Raw genomic sequence first — 14528 nt, 5'->3', positions numbered from 1 at the left:
CTCACCCCATCACTCCACAAGCCCCACCAACCCCGCAGAGGTGCAACCATGTCAACATCTGATACCGCCGCCCTGGCTCCGGAGAAGAAGCCAAACAGGGTTTTCGCGACCCTGCAGCGCCTTGGCCGCTGCCTGATGCTCCCCATCGCCGTCCTGCCCGCGGCAGGCATCCTCCTGCGCATCGGCCAGGCCGACCTGCTGGGAGCCATCCCCGGCTTCGAAGGGGGCGCGGCGGTCATCTCGGCGGCAGGCAACGCCGTCTTCACCTGGCTCCCGCTGATCTTCGCGGTGGGCATTGCCATCGGCTGGGCCAAGAAGGCTGATGGATCCACCGCGTTGGCCGCGGTGGTGGGCTACATGGTGATTGACGGCGTCTTCAAGGCAATGTCCCCGTTGGTATTGGCGGGACAGGTGGATCCGGCGGGCAAGCCGGCTATGATCAACTACGGCGTCCTCGCCGGCATTGTGGTGGGCCTGTTTTCCGCGATGCTCTGGCAGCGGTTCTACCGCACCAAGCTTCCTGACTTCCTGGGCTTCTTCAGCGGCCGGCGCCTGGTGCCAATCCTGACCTCCGTCGCCAGCCTGGTGGCCGGCGTCGCCCTGGCCTTTGTCTACCCGTTCTTCAATGCAGGCCTTTCAGCCGTAGGTGAGGCCGTGGCAGGCAATGCTGTTGCCGGCGGTGGAGTTTACGGCTTTGCCAACCGCATGCTCATCCCTGCAGGGCTGCACCACATCCTGAACTCCGCCGTGTGGTTCCTGATCGGCGACTACACCGACGCCTCCGGCCAGCTGGTCCGCGGCGACCTCAACCGGTTCTTTGCCGGCGACCCCAGCGCGGGCATCTTCATGACCGGGTTCTTCCCCATCATGATGTTCGGCCTTCCGGCTGCCGCACTGGCCATCTGGCGCCACGCCAAGCCTTCGCAGAAGAAGATTGTGGGTGGCATCATGCTCTCCACCGCCCTCACGGCATTCCTCACCGGCATCACGGAACCGCTCGAGTACTCCTTTATGTTCGTTGCCTTCCCGCTCTACATCGTCCATGCTGCCCTGACCGGAACCTCCATGGCCCTGGTCAACGCGCTGGACATCCATCACGGGTTCACGTTCTCCGCCGGGCTGATCGACTTCATCCTCAACTTCGGCAAGTCGGAGAACGGCTGGCTCCTGATCCCCATCGGCCTGGGCTACGCGGTGATCTACTACTTCCTCTTCTCCATCGTCATCAAGCGCTGGAACCTGCGGACGCCCGGCCGGGAGGACGACGAGGTCACCGTGGAGACTGACGCGGCCAAGTAGGCCACAGGCCAGCCGCCACCCAACAGCCACAGCAACCGAAAGCACTGAACATCATGGAAATCGTCATCCTTCCCACTCCCGCAGTTGTGGCCCGCACTGCCGCAGACGCCATCGAACAGCAGGTCCGCAGCGGCCCGTCCGTCCTTGGCCTGGCCACGGGTTCAACACCGCTCGGCACCTACCAGGAACTCATTGCCCGGCACCGAAACGGCGAACTGAGTTTTGCCGGAGCGCAGGCCTTCCTCCTGGATGAGTACGTGGGCCTGCCCAGCGCGCATCCCCAGTCCTACCATTCGGTGATCCGGGAGGAGTTCGTGGACAGCGTGGACTTCGCCGCGGGTGCTGTCCACGGCCTGGACGGCGTGGCGGAGGATCTCGAAGCCGAGGCGGACCGGTACGAGGCAGCGATTACGGCAGCAGGAGGGGTGGACATCCAGATTTTGGGGATCGGAACGGACGGCCACGTGGGTTTCAACGAGCCGATGTCCTCGCTTGGCTCGCGGACCCGGATCAAGACGCTGACCCAGCAGACACGGCAGGACAACGCCCGCTTCTTCGAGGATCCGGCGGATGTTCCGGACCATGTGCTGACCCAGGGGCTGGGCACCATCCGCGAAGCCCGGCACCTTCTGCTGCTGGCGATGGGCGAGGCCAAGGCAGAGGCGATCGCGGCGGCCGTGGAAGGTCCGGTGGCGGCGGTGTGCCCTGCCTCCGCGCTCCAGCTCCATCCGCACGTCACCGTCCTGCTGGACGAGGCTGCGGCGTCCAGGCTGGCTCACCGCGAGTACTACCAGGACACGTTCGGGCGGAAACCTGCCTGGCAGGGACTTTGAGCGTGGCCCCGGCCATGCTCCGGACACCGCAGCTCGAGCTGGCGGTGGAGAGCGCCGAGGGTGTGCGGTTGGCAGCATCGGTGGGCGCCGCGAGGGTGGAGCTTTGCGCGGCCCTCACCGAAACTGACGGGATCACACCGAGCATCGGAACCGTGGAGCAGGCGTGTGGGGTGGACCTCCCGGTCCATGTGCTGGTCCGCCCCCGCCCGGGCAGCTTCACCTACAGCGCCGAGGAGCTTGAGGTGCTGGAGCGCGACGTCGTTGCGGCGCTGGCTGCCGGGGCCGCTGGCGTCGTGGTGGGCATGTTGGCGGACGACGGCGGACCCGACGTTGCAGCGCTTCGTCGGGTTTCAGACGTGGCACGCAGTCACAGTCCAGCTGCGGAGGTGACGTTCCACCGGGCGTTCGATGCGGCTCTCGCCGCAGGCGTGGACCCTGCCGATGCACTGGCCCGGTTGCATGATGGCGGAGTCAGCCGCGTGCTGACCAGCGGCGGAAGCGCCGATTGCACGGCGGGGCGGCCGATGCTGGCCCGGCTGGTGGAACTGGGACGGGACCACGCGCCGTCGTTACAGATCATGGCTGGAGGAGGCGTCCGGCTGGAACTGATGTCCGCGCTGGTCCGCAGCGGAGTCCATGCCGTTCACACGTCGGCGCGGAACTACGACCATTCCACCGGGACCAGGGCGAATGCCGCTGATCCCTTACTCGCTGCCAGTATGGCAGCAGCGCTTTCAGCAGGAGGTTGACCACTTATGGGCGAGGAACTGATACTTCGGGGCCGGATCGTGTCCGGGAGCATGGACATCGAGGACGGCATAATAGCGGTCGACGGCGGGCACATCACCTACGCCGGGCCGGCGTCGGGCTTCCCAGGGAAGGCTGCAGGGGACGTCAGTACACCAGAGGGGAATGCACCAGAGGGGAATGCACCAGACGGAAGTGCCGCCGAAAAAGGTGCGGGCCACATCCTGATGCCGGGCCTGGTGGACCTGCACTGCCATGGCGCCCACGGGTCGGATTTCTCCGAAGGTTCCGTGGAGGGCGCCCGTGCTGCTGCCCGCTACCTGCACGGGCAGGGCACCACCACGCTGCTGGCCAGCCTGGTGACGGCAGCGCCCGCAGACCTGCTCCGTAGCCTTAAGGCGTTGCGGACAGTAACGGAGGAAGGGCTGGTCGCGGGGTCGCACCTGGAAGGCCCGTTCCTCTCACCCGGGCAGTGCGGAGCGCATGACCCCTCGCTGCTCCTGGAACCCGATACCGGGCTGATGGCCGAACTGCTCGAGGCGGCAGGCCCCTCCCTGGCTTCCATGACGCTGGCGCCTGAGCTGCCGGGCGCCGGGGAACTGGCGGACCGGCTTTCTGCCCGCGGCGTCATTCCGTCCCTGGGACACACCGCCGCGGATCACCCGGCCGCTGCCTCGTTCCTGGAGCGTGCTGCCGCAGGGCTTTCTGTGGCGCCTGCGCTCTCTGCAGCACCGGAGCCTTCCGCGGAGCCAGACCCTTCCGTGGAGCCAAGCCCTGAAACCGCCCGCGGGGGCCGGCGCCCAACCGTCACGCACCTCTTCAATGCCATGCCCAGCCTGCACCACCGCTCCCCCGGCCCCGTCTCCGCGTGCCTCAGCGCCGCCCGCGCCGGAAGCGCCGTCGTCGAACTCATTGCCGACGGAGTCCACCTGGCTCCCGATACAGTAAAGACGGTGTTCGAGCTGGTGGGAGCAAACAACATCGCGCTGGTTACCGACTCCATGGCCGCCACCGGCCTGCAGGACGGCCACTACAAGCTGGGTACGCTGACGGCAACGGTTGAGGGAGGCGTGGCCCGCGTGGACAGCACGGGCGCGATCGCCGGCGGCACGGCCACGCTCCTGGGTGTTGTCCGCACCGCCGTGGCAGCCGGCGTTGCGTTAAGGGACGCCATCACGTCAGCCAGTGCGGTGCCGGCGGCAGTCCTGGGATTGTCGCGGCAGGCGGGTGACCTGCGGGCAGGGATGCCGGCCGACGTCGTGGTGGTCAACACCGAACTGCAGCTGGCAGGAGTCCTGCGCCGGGGCGAGTGGGTGATGGGGCTGCAGTCCTCCGTTTAGCCGCACGCAACGCTCGGAATGTCGGAAATTTGTCTGGCTGCCCCGTTGGGCGGCTATGCAATCCTCATTACTGTCAGTGCCTCCGTAGATGATGCTGGGATGCGGACAGGGGCAAGCGGCCGCGAGACAACCGCGGACGGACTGTTTTCCACCGCGCCCACTGCGCTAGTCACTCCATCAGCCGCACGCACTCAAATTGTCGGTGCCTCCATGGATGATGTTCATATGGGACACGGCGTCGGTGGGACAGCAGCAATGAAGGGCATTCATGCCTCCGTTGCTGCCCTCCAGGCTCTATTCGTCAAGGATGCATCGCTGGAGACTGCAGCGGCAGCCGCTGCCGGGGTTGATGTGCTGCAACGTAAATACGAACTCCGTTTGGACCGGTTGGCGGCCGTGGCGCTCCTGGAAGCACAGCTCGCTGCGCTCAAGGCCCGGGACGCAGCCGAGTGCGTCGAACTGCAACACGCGATGACCCCGCCCGAGGCGCCCGTGCACGAGCGGACCTATGCCGAGATGTCCGCGGTGGAGGAAATCGCGGGTGTCCTGACCATCAGCGCCGCGGCCGCCGGGGCGCTCGTCACCCAATCCCGTCAGCTCTGCTCCCCGCCTCTGGCACCGGCCCTGGACGCCCTCTCCGTCGGGACCATCTCCTGGCAGCACGCCAAAATCATCGCCGACGAAACCGACAACCTGGGCCCCGCCGGCGCCGCCAACCTTGTCGCCCATTTCCTGGACCCGGACGCCCCCAACCCTGCCCGCGGAGCAGCCGCCGGTAAATTGGTCCCCTCCCGGTTCCGGACCAAAGYCCGCAACTGGCGCGAACGCCACCACCCCGAATCCCTCGAAAAACGCCACACCAAAAGCGTCGCCGACCGGAGAGTAGAGCACAGCCCAGACCGCGACGGCATGACCTGGATCTCCGCCTGCCTCCCCGCCCACCAGGGCTTAGCCATCTGGAACAGGATCACCGCCCTCGCCCGCGGCGCCCAAAGACCGGACGAACCCCGCACCCTCACCCAACTCCGGGCCGACACCCTCGCCCACCTGCTCCTCAGCGCAGCACCAGCCCTCAACCCCGCCCCGGAAACCAGCGAACACACCACCAAAAACACCTCCGACGACGGTCCCGACGACGGTCCCGACGACGCAATCGGCCTGGCATCCCTGGCCGCAACAGACACCAAAACAACAAGCACCAACACCAGCACCAACACCAGCACCAGCACCGGCACCGGCACTCACGATCCCGCGGGCCCTGCCGACGACAAGGGGTACGCCGGTCACGGGCGGTACGCCGACACCGCCACAGTCCCGGTCCCGAACGCCCAGGTCCTGGTCACCGTCCCGGTGTTCGCACTGCTGGGCCTCACCGACGAACCCGCAATGCTGGACGGGTACGGCCCCATCCCCGCCTCGATGGCACGGCAACTCCTCGCCGACGGCGCCACCTCCTTCCACCGGGTGCTCGTGGATCCGAGGGACGGGGCACCACTGGAAATCGGACGGACCAGCTACCGGCTCACCAAAGCCATGCAGCAGGCACTACAGCTGCGGGACGGAAAATGCACCTTCCCCGGCTGCAACAACAACTCCCCAGACAACCACACCGACCACCTCCACGCCTGGCACCACGGCGGAACCACCGGAATCAGCAACCTGGCCCAACTCTGCCCAAAACACCACCGCCTCAAACACCACGGCACCTGGACACCCACAACAGCAACCCAAAACGAACCACCCGGCTGGATCTCCCCCACCGGCCGGCACTACAAAAGCGAACACCCCGACTGGGAACCACCAGTATGGCCACCAGGATTCCGGCAGGCTGAAAAGAGCTACTTTGAGGCGGTTCTTGTGGATTACGTAGTTAGCTAAGGTGCTCTCTCGCGCCGGCGGGTGCGGGCGTATGGCGGCTGTGTCCGTTTCACGCCCAAGCAGCCCGGTTCAGCCGCACGAAGAAACTTAGTCAGCGCCGGGAAGGTTCACTTCCACCAGCCCGCCCGTGACGCGGGTTTCAAACCGCGGCTGCCTGGCAGTGGCCGGCCCTGCCTGCACCTCGCCGGACCGCAGCGAGAAGGTGCTGCCGTGCCACGGGCAGACCACGCACGGGTCGCCGTCGTCGTTATTGTTGGCGCCCTTTAGCTTGCCCTCGTGAAGCGGCCCGGAGAGGTGGCTGCAGACGTCGGACAGCACGTTGACTGTCTCTGCCTCCCTAAATACGAGCAACGGGAGTCCGGCAACCACCCGCTTGTGGAGCTTGCCCTCCGGCAGGTCCTCCAACGGGGCGAGGGCCTGCCACCCGCTGGGGAAGCGGTGGGGAATGTCCTCGCTGTGGTTCACACCGGCCGCCTGGCGGTAGCTGAGATGGCCACCCAGGAAGCCGCCAAAACTGACAACTCCCAAGCCCATGTAGGCGAGCACCTTGCCTGCGCCCTGCTGCCCATTTGCCCGCGCCACCAGCGAAGCGCCGTAGAGACTAACGGCGGTGATGTTGGCTGCCGCATGGACCAGGCCCACCCGCTGCTGCTGGCTGTGCAGCTGCGACCAGTCCATAAAACCTGCCACTGCGGAAGGCACAGCAGAGGCAGTTCCGACGCCGATCAGCACCGTTGCTGGCCGGTCGTTGCCCGGCAGCGCATCGAGGACGGCAGCTGAGATCCACGAACCCAGGGGAACCTGAACAGCGAGTGGATGAACCGGGTGGCCGATGGGCACTCCGTGCAGGATGTCGCGGGCCCACTGCGGACGGATCGTGCGTTTTACTACTTTCCGGACCTTCTTGGCCACGGGATCGAGCCACTCGGCATCTTCCAGCCGGGCAACAAGTTCAAGTGCAGGCAGCGGTTTCATGTCAGTCCCTTACCCCGTTCGTCAAAGTCCAGTCGATGATCCAGGTCCAGCCGATGCCCGAGAGCCTAGCCGCTGGCGCACGCGAGGGACAGGGGTGGGCGGCAGCAGCGCCGCGCAATGGGCGCGGTTCAGCGCAGCGGCGACCCCAGCACCGTGAATTGGTTGCCGCCCATCTCACCGGAGAGCAAGGGCATCGCCTCGGCGATGGCTGCCCGCACACTGTCCAGCTGAAGTGAGGCCCGGTGCGCTTCTCGTGATTCCCAGAGTTCGGAGACAAACACCGTGTCCGGCACCTCATCATTGACGCCCACCTCGTACAGCAGGCAGCCTGCCTCCTTCAGCCCGGCCATGGGCCGGAGCAGGATGGACACAACGGCGTCGCGCTGGCCGGGATTAGTTCCGAGACTTCCCACATTCGCAAAGGTCATGGAGACAGTGTGCAGCATGGGGGCGACAAGAACCGGGAAACTATCGCGCCGCCGTCGTACGTCCGCCCGCTCCCGGCCTCTGTCACACCGCTGTGGTTGGATGGAGTTCTCTTATCGGGGATGGAGGCGGACATGGAAGTGTGGATGGGGAGCCCCTATCCGCTGGGCGCCACCTATGACGGCAGCGGCACGAACTTCGCGGTGTTCAGCGAGGCGGCGAGCGCCGTCCATCTATGCCTCTTCGACGACGACGGCGTGGAGCAGCGGATCAGCCTTGAGGCCGTGGATGCCTTCGTCTGGCACTGCTACCTCCCGCATATCCTGCCGGGCCAGCTGTACGGCTACCGGATGGACGGCCCGTATGATCCCGCCCGCGGCCTCCGCTTCAACCCGCACAAACTCCTGCTCGACCCCTACGCCAAGGCAACCAGCGGCGATATTAGTTGGGGCCAGCCGATGTTCTCCTATAACTTCGGCGACCCCACAACTTTCAACACGGAAGACTCCGCCCCCAACACGATGAGGTCCGTGGTGATCAGCCCGTTCTTCGACTGGCAGCACGACCGCCCGCCGCGGATCCCCTACAGCGACAGCCTGATCTATGAAGCCCACGTGAAGGGCCTGACCATGAGTCATCCGGAGGTGCCGGAGCGGGAACGCGGCACTTACGCCGGCATCGCCCACCCCGCCGTCATCGAACACCTGAAGAAATTAGGCGTGACTGCGATCGAACTGATGCCGGTTCACCAGTTCGTCCAAGACAGCACGCTGAAGGACAAAGGCCTCAGCAACTACTGGGGCTACAACACCATCGGTTTCTTTGCCCCGCACGAGAGCTACAGTTCCAGCACCAGGCCGGGGCAGCAGGTGCAGGAATTCAAGGCGATGGTCCGCTCCCTGCACGCCGCCGGCATCGAGGTGATCCTCGACGTCGTTTATAACCACACCGCCGAAGGGAACCACCTGGGACCCACACTGTCCTTCAAGGGCATCGACAACCAGGCGTATTACCGGCTGGTTGACCATGAGAAGCAGCATTACCTGGACTACACGGGCACGGGCAACACCATCAATGTCAGGCACCCGCACGCCCTGCAGCTGATGATGGATTCGCTGCGGTACTGGGTGCTGGAAATGCATGTGGACGGGTTTCGCTTCGACCTCGCCTCTGCCCTGGCGCGCGAGTTCTACGAGGTGGACCGGCTGTCGAGTTTCTTCGACCTCGTCCAGCAGGACCCCGTGGTGTCCCAGGTGAAGCTCATCGCCGAGCCATGGGATGTGGGCCCGGGCGGGTACCAGGTAGGCAACTTTCCACCCCTTTGGACGGAATGGAACGGCAAGTACCGCGACGCCGTCCGCGACTTTTGGCGCGGCGCACCGGCCACGCTGGGCGAGTTCGCCTCCCGCCTGGCAGGTTCCTCCGACCTTTACGAAAGCTCAGGACGCCGGCCCGTGGCATCCATCAACTTCGTCACTGCCCACGACGGCTTCACTATGCGCGACCTGGTCTCCTACGACTCCAAGCACAACGAAGCCAACGGCGAAAACAACAACGACGGAGAATCCCACAACCGCTCGTGGAACTGCGGGGTGGAAGGTCCCACCACGGACAGCGGCATCCTCGCGCTGCGGGCCCGCCAGCAGCGAAACTTCCTGGCGACACTCCTCCTTTCCCAGGGCGTTCCCATGGTGCTGCACGGCGACGAACTGGGGCGCAGCCAACTGGGCAACAACAACGCCTACTGCCAGGACTCGCCGGTCTCATGGATCAACTGGGAGGAAGCGGACCAGCCCTTGGTGGAGTTTCTTGCCGCCGTCTCCAGGCTGCGCCGTGAGCACCCCACCTTCCGCCGCAACAGATTCTTTCAGGGCCGCCCCGTCCTGCGTGGCCTCGGGCAGCCACTGCCGGACATCGTCTGGCTCGACAAGGACGCTTCTGCCATGGTTCCCGGCGACTGGGACAACCCCCTCGCCAGGGCCCTGGGTGTGTTCTACAACGGTTCGGCGGTGGGCAAGGACCACCGTGGCCGCATGATCCGTGACCACCATTTCCTGCTGTACTGCAATTCGGGCGACGATCCGGTGGTTTTCACGCTCCCCAGCGCGGAATACTCGCCCAGCTGGGAGCAGCTCATCGACACAGCCGGTGAACACGCGGACACGGGCCTTCTCCACGCCAATGAGACTGTGGAACTTGTAGGAAAGTCCCTGTTGGTGCTTCGGGCCTACACCACCCCGCCGGAGAAACCTGACCACTCGGTCTCCGCTTCCCTGGCGCTGCTTACAACACCGGAGCAGCGGGAGTCACCGAAGACGGAGGTGACTGGGCGCGGATAAATCCAATCACTGTAGTATGGCGCTTTGTCCAGATGCAGTCGCCGCCCAGCGCTCGCCTTGAGTGCGCTGAACACCCATAGCGGGGGAGCCACCTTGAGCCACGCCAGCCCTGACCACACCCCGTCGACGGACGCGGCACCTGCGCACCCTTCCGGTCAGCGCGAAAACAGGGGCTCTGTTGCGTGGACCGGTGTGCTGCTAGGTGTCCTGGCCGGGTTGCTGGGCCTTGCCCCGTGGCTGGTCACCGGCGCGCGGCTTCCGCTGCAGAATCTTTGGGGCCGGGAAGTGCTGCCGGCGGAGATGCCCCTATCGCTGCTTCCGCTAAGCCAATACGAGCTCACTACCCTCGTTGCCCTGATGACAGTGGGCGGAGCAGCAGCTGGGTTTTCCCTGCAGTTCTGGCGGCCTGGCCGGGGGCGTACAGGTGTGTGGAGCGTCGCGGCGGGAGTCCTCACTGTGCAGATCACGGCAACCGTGCAGGCGTTCGCTGTCCTCCGGGCCGGACTGGCGCCGGGCTCAGCGTCCGCCCTCTATTTCGCCGGCGTCCTGGCAGGGGTGGGCGCCGCCGTCGCCGCCAGCGTGGTGGCCCTGTTTCTCCTCGCGGCACGGTCCCGGGCACGGGCCGCCTTGGGGGTGGGCCTCATGGCGGTGCCGGTGGTCTCGTGGGCCGTCGAGTGGGTTGTGAACCTGAGCGACGTAGGGAATGTGTCCCCTTTGGTGCCGGCGGTGGCGCACTGGTTGCCGGCGGCACTGGTGGGCGCAGCGTTGACCTGGTGCGGCTTCCGCCCCACCCGCCGCGTCCTCGTGTGGGTGGCGAACCTCGTTCTGCTGTGGGTGGTTCCGGCATTGTTCACTTCGGTCAACTACGTCTTTGGCACCCGCATATATCTGGGCGACCTGGACGAGATGGCCTTGCTGGCCCGGCAGATCCTGGCAGCCACCCTTGGGCCGGACGGCGGGGCAGGTCCCATCGTCATGCTGGCGCTGGCGATTGCCCTGGCCGGAACGGGCGCCCTGGAAGTACTGCGCAGGAGACGCCAGGCCGGTACCACGGCCTGACCGTTGGAACGCCCGTCCTGGCCAAAAGCAGTCAGATCAGCGCATGCATCCCGTGGCTTCTCGGCCGGCCGAACGAAGCGGCGCCAAGGAATTCGACGGCGACGAAGGGCTCATCTCCCACCACCCATTCATCGTGGCCGGGAGGAAGCGCATACGTGTCGTTCGCGTGGATCATGGACCGCCCGCCGTCGGCCGTTTCAATTTCCAGCTGCCCAGAGATGCAGTAGCCGAGGTGGTGGTGCTCGCAAAAGGTTGTCAGCTCGGTGGGCTTGGCGGACTCCGACCAGCGCCAGCCCGGCGCGAGGATCAGCCGCGCTACAGAGTAATCATCCACGGTCACAAGGTCGAACTCCGCCTTGTCAGGGCAGCGCTTCCTGTCAGGAACATCAAACGACTTAACTGCTAAAGCTCTGATGAAATTTGCGGTCATTCGGACACAGCCTACGGATGGAGGTGGACGTCTGGCGGCGAGCCAGACGATCTGTTTGGATACCGGCGAGCGGTTAAGAATGTCGAGACCAAGTAGCTGCGTGCGCCTTGGCCCCCGGCGCACGCCCGTTCACCAGAGCGTGCTGGCGTATCTATAACCGTAGCCCTGCGGCACCTGAAGTCAATGGGAAAAACCTGCCAAGCAGGGTAGGTCTGGCCCTAGCGTTGAACCAGACGCAGGAGCAATATTGAACTACCGGATCCAGCATCAAGTGAGTCCGGCGCCCCCGCTTAGCCGGGCGTGCTGTTTGAAATGGGACGGGCAGGCTATGGCCGCCACTCTGATCAATCGCGACACCGATCAATCGCGACACGCTCAGCCGCGGGTTGCATCCAAAAATGGGGCAATCGCACCCCCAACAAATGGTGAGTCGCACCCTCACAAAAATTGAAAATCGCATCCTCACAGGAGCAAAAATGTCCATTTCTCCAACAACAACCCGGTCAATCAGGGCAAAGATCGCCTTGGTTCCGGCCCTCTCATTGGGTCTGCTCGGGGGCTCCGTGGCAATGGCTGCCCCGGCCCAGGCCAACTACGATGGGCATGACGATCGTCACGGCTGCACTGTCAAACCACTGGACCCAAAGGACCTCCGCGGCAAGTGGGTCGACTTCAGGATCAAGGTCGACTGCGACGGCAAGGACGGCAAGAAAGCTGTCCACATCCGCCAACTCCGCTATGAAGACGAGAAAGGTCCGCGGCGCACCGACGATTTCCTCGGCCGTTCCCACTTCTTTGAGCACATCAAGAAGAGTGACGACGCCAAGATAATCCACAGCGTTGACAAAGTGCGCAACCTGGATCACAGGGGCGCCGAAGAGGTCTACCATCTCGTTTCCTTCCGAGTGCAGAAGGACAACGGGCATTGGTCTGACTGGACCGAGTGGAAGAAGAGCGACGTGGTTGAGATACGCCGCTAAGGCGACTGTCCTCGACGAACACAAAAGAGCCAGGGGCCGCCGCCCCTGGCTCCTCACTGCGCGGCGCTCCACCAGATCTGGCCGCAAAGAAGGAGTGGCCATGATGCAGGCTGACGATATTCGTCGGTTGTTCCCAGGGCTCCAAAACACCATTTATCTCAACACAGCCACCATGAACGTCGGCTGCGCTCCAGCCCGGGAAGCGTATGAGCGGGTGCTCGAGCGTTGGTCAGCGGGCCGGTTTGACTGGACCGAAGCGGAATTAGCCGGGGAGGATGCGCGCGCTATGTTCGCCGAAATTGTCGGTTGCACGGCCGGGGAAATCGCGATCGTCCCGGCGGTGAGTGCAGCTGCCGGGATCGTGGCCGCGAACATGCCCGCGGCGGAGCATGGTGAGAATGTCGTGGTCGCCGAAAACGAGTTCGCGTCAAACTACTACTCCTGGCTCTTGCTTCAGGAGCGGGGCTACCACGTGCGTACGGTCGCGCCGAGCGGAGAAGGGGTCTCAGCGGAGGAGTTCGAACGGGCGGCCGACGGCGGCACCCGCCTGATCGCGGTGAGTGCTGTCAGTTCAGCCAACGGCTATCGGACTGACCTGGACGCCATTGGCCAAATTGCCAGGAACTCCGGGGCCTGGTTTTTCGTCGACGCCTGCCAAGCGGCCGGGGCGGTGCCGCTCGACGTCGTGCGCGTCGGCGTGGACTTCCTCGCCGCAGCGAGCCACAAATTCCTCCTCGGCTCCAGGGGCATGGGCTACCTCTATGTCCGTCGGGACTTGCTGGACGCCCTCCATCCCGTCGGGCCCGGGTGGAAGGCAGCCCGGAAACCGGCAGAAAGCTTCTACGGGCCAACAATGGAGCTCTCACCCACTGCTTCCAAGCTCGATGCCTCCCTGGCATGGTTTCCAGCCATGGGAGACCAGGCGGCGTTGGATATTTTCCGCCGATTCGGTACCAGCGCGCTCCTGGAGCGAAACTCCCGCTTGTCGCTTCGGCTACGGGATGCATTGCGGACGCAGGGCCTATCCTTCCAGCCTTCGTCTGACAAAGACCGCTCGACCATTGTTTCAGTCCAGGTCCCTGACACAGGCGCGGTGGCGGAGCGGTTTCGGAAGGCAAACGTGGTGGCCTCGGTGCGCACCGGCAGGATTCGGCTGGCAGTACATTTTTACAACCTGGAGGAAGAACTCGACCGGGTCGCGGAGCTTATCGGCCTTTCTGAATGACCGGAACCGCAAGGTCATCCGGAGTCGTAGCATTTGCCTGCTTTTGTTCACCCTGCGCCTTCCCCTTGACTCGCCACACCACCCTTCCCTACACTTTTCATAAAGCAGAATCTAAATTCCACAAAGCGGAAACGGCAGAGAGGCCGATAAGCAAGGGAAGATAGATCCAAGCCCCTCCTCGGAAGGACCTACGATGACGTACACAGTGAACTGCTCCATCCTCCTCACGGAGCTGCCCCTGCTGCAGCGCCCCGCCGCAGCCAAGGCAGCAGGCTTTGACGCTGTCGAGTTCTGGTGGCCCTTCGAAAGCTCCGTCCCCTCCGACGCACAGGTCTCCGAATTCGAGAACGCCATCACGGATGCCGGCGTCCAGCTCACCGGCCTGAACTTCAACGCCGGCAACATGCCCGGCGGGGACCGCGGCCTGGTGTCGTGGAAGGGACGCTGCTCCGAGTTCAAGGACAACATCGACGTTGTTGCAGGCATCGGCGAGCGCCTTGGCTGCAAGGCCTTCAACGCCCTTTACGGCAACCGGCAGGACGAATTCGCCCCCGAAGATCAGGACGAACTGGCCGTCAAGAACCTCGCCGCAGCTGCAGAAGGCGTGGCCAGGATCGGCGGAACCGTCCTCCTCGAACCGGTCAGCGGCGCACCCAAGTACCCGCTCCTCACGGCTGACGACGCACTCAAGGTCATCGCCCGCGTTAAGGCGGAGGCCGGCGTCGGCAACATTAAGCTCCTCGCCGACTTCTACCACCTGTCCGTCAACGGCGACGACGTCGAATCCGTCATCGAAAACCACGCCAAGGACTTCGGCCACATCCAGATTGCCGACAACCCCGGCCGCGGCGCCCCCGGCACCGGCACCCTCCCCCTGGGCGAGTGGATCGCCCGCAGCCGCGAACTCGGCTACGAAGGCTACATCGGCCTCGAATACAAGGAACCGCAGGAAACCGCCTTCAGCTGGGCCATCCGCCAGCGCGTCAGCCAGTAATCC

Annotated in this window: 13 protein-coding genes; 10 read left to right on the top strand and 3 right to left on the bottom strand. The window is 64.8% G+C overall.

The features are described 5' to 3' along the window. Positions 1-48: 48 nt before the first annotated feature. The 5 genes from G6R19_RS13835 to G6R19_RS13815 all read left to right on the top strand — a co-directional run bounded on the left by G6R19_RS13835 (position 49) and on the right by G6R19_RS13815 (position 6097). On the top strand, positions 49-1299 hold the full coding sequence (locus G6R19_RS13835; RefSeq protein WP_163165903.1) for a PTS transporter subunit EIIC: 1251 nt from the start codon (positions 49-51) through the stop codon (positions 1297-1299). A gap of 53 nt (positions 1300-1352) precedes the next feature. Beyond that, positions 1353-2132 carry a glucosamine-6-phosphate deaminase gene (nagB, locus tag G6R19_RS13830; RefSeq protein WP_163165901.1) on the top strand — a complete coding sequence of 260 codons (780 nt, stop codon included), beginning with the start codon at positions 1353-1355 and terminating at the stop codon, positions 2130-2132. Between the two features lie 14 nt (positions 2133-2146). Then, positions 2147-2881, top strand: a complete 735-nt coding sequence (locus G6R19_RS13825) for a copper homeostasis protein CutC (RefSeq protein ID WP_163166322.1) — start codon at positions 2147-2149, stop codon at positions 2879-2881. A 6-nt stretch (positions 2882-2887) separates the two neighbouring features. Then, positions 2888-4219: an amidohydrolase family protein gene (locus tag G6R19_RS13820; RefSeq protein WP_163165899.1), complete on the top strand. Its 1332-nt coding sequence runs from the start codon at positions 2888-2890 to the stop codon at positions 4217-4219. 210 nt (positions 4220-4429) lie between these two features. Beyond that, positions 4430-6097, top strand: a complete 1668-nt coding sequence (locus tag G6R19_RS13815) for an HNH endonuclease signature motif containing protein (RefSeq protein ID WP_240341886.1) — start codon at positions 4430-4432, stop codon at positions 6095-6097. Positions 6098-6184: 87 nt separating this feature from the next. Here the strand turns inward: G6R19_RS13815 and G6R19_RS13810 are convergent, their stop codons facing one another. Together G6R19_RS13810 and G6R19_RS13805 are read right to left on the bottom strand one after the other, a co-directional pair. Further along, entirely contained in the window at positions 6185-7072 is an 888-nt protein-coding gene (locus G6R19_RS13810; protein ID WP_163165897.1) for a Rieske 2Fe-2S domain-containing protein, read from the bottom strand. Positions 7073-7200: 128 nt separating this feature from the next. Further along, on the bottom strand, positions 7201-7500 hold the full coding sequence (locus G6R19_RS13805) for a putative quinol monooxygenase (protein ID WP_163165895.1): 300 nt from the start codon (positions 7498-7500) through the stop codon (positions 7201-7203). A 132-nt stretch (positions 7501-7632) separates the two neighbouring features. Between G6R19_RS13805 and glgX the strand changes: the two genes are divergently transcribed. Beyond that, a complete protein-coding gene (glgX, locus tag G6R19_RS13800) occupies positions 7633-9837 on the top strand; it encodes a glycogen debranching protein GlgX (RefSeq protein ID WP_163165893.1) in 2205 nt (734 codons plus the stop codon). Between the two features lie 93 nt (positions 9838-9930). Then, complete coding sequence (locus tag G6R19_RS13795) at positions 9931-10896, top strand: hypothetical protein (protein WP_240341885.1); 966 nt, start codon at positions 9931-9933, stop codon at positions 10894-10896. 31 nt (positions 10897-10927) lie between these two features. Here G6R19_RS13795 and G6R19_RS13790 read toward each other — a convergent pair whose 3' ends face one another. Beyond that, complete coding sequence (locus tag G6R19_RS13790) at positions 10928-11230, bottom strand: cupin (RefSeq protein WP_346010084.1); 303 nt, start codon at positions 11228-11230, stop codon at positions 10928-10930. A gap of 572 nt (positions 11231-11802) precedes the next feature. On the opposite strand from G6R19_RS13790, the gene G6R19_RS13785 reads away from it, so the two are divergent. The 3 genes from G6R19_RS13785 to G6R19_RS13775 all read left to right on the top strand — a co-directional run bounded on the left by G6R19_RS13785 (position 11803) and on the right by G6R19_RS13775 (position 14525). Continuing rightward, entirely contained in the window at positions 11803-12306 is a 504-nt protein-coding gene (locus G6R19_RS13785) for a hypothetical protein (protein WP_163165889.1), read from the top strand. Positions 12307-12406: 100 nt separating this feature from the next. Next, positions 12407-13531 carry an aminotransferase class V-fold PLP-dependent enzyme gene (locus tag G6R19_RS13780; protein WP_240341884.1) on the top strand — a complete coding sequence of 375 codons (1125 nt, stop codon included), beginning with the start codon at positions 12407-12409 and terminating at the stop codon, positions 13529-13531. Between the two features lie 193 nt (positions 13532-13724). Then, positions 13725-14525: a TIM barrel protein gene (locus G6R19_RS13775; RefSeq protein WP_163165887.1), complete on the top strand. Its 801-nt coding sequence runs from the start codon at positions 13725-13727 to the stop codon at positions 14523-14525. Positions 14526-14528: the final 3 nt, after the last annotated feature.

The sequence above is a fragment of the Arthrobacter sp. Alg241-R88 genome, from assembly GCF_900537115.1.
Lineage (GTDB): Bacteria > Actinomycetota > Actinomycetes > Actinomycetales > Micrococcaceae > Arthrobacter.
This window is presented reverse-complemented; position numbering and strand designations above follow the sequence as displayed.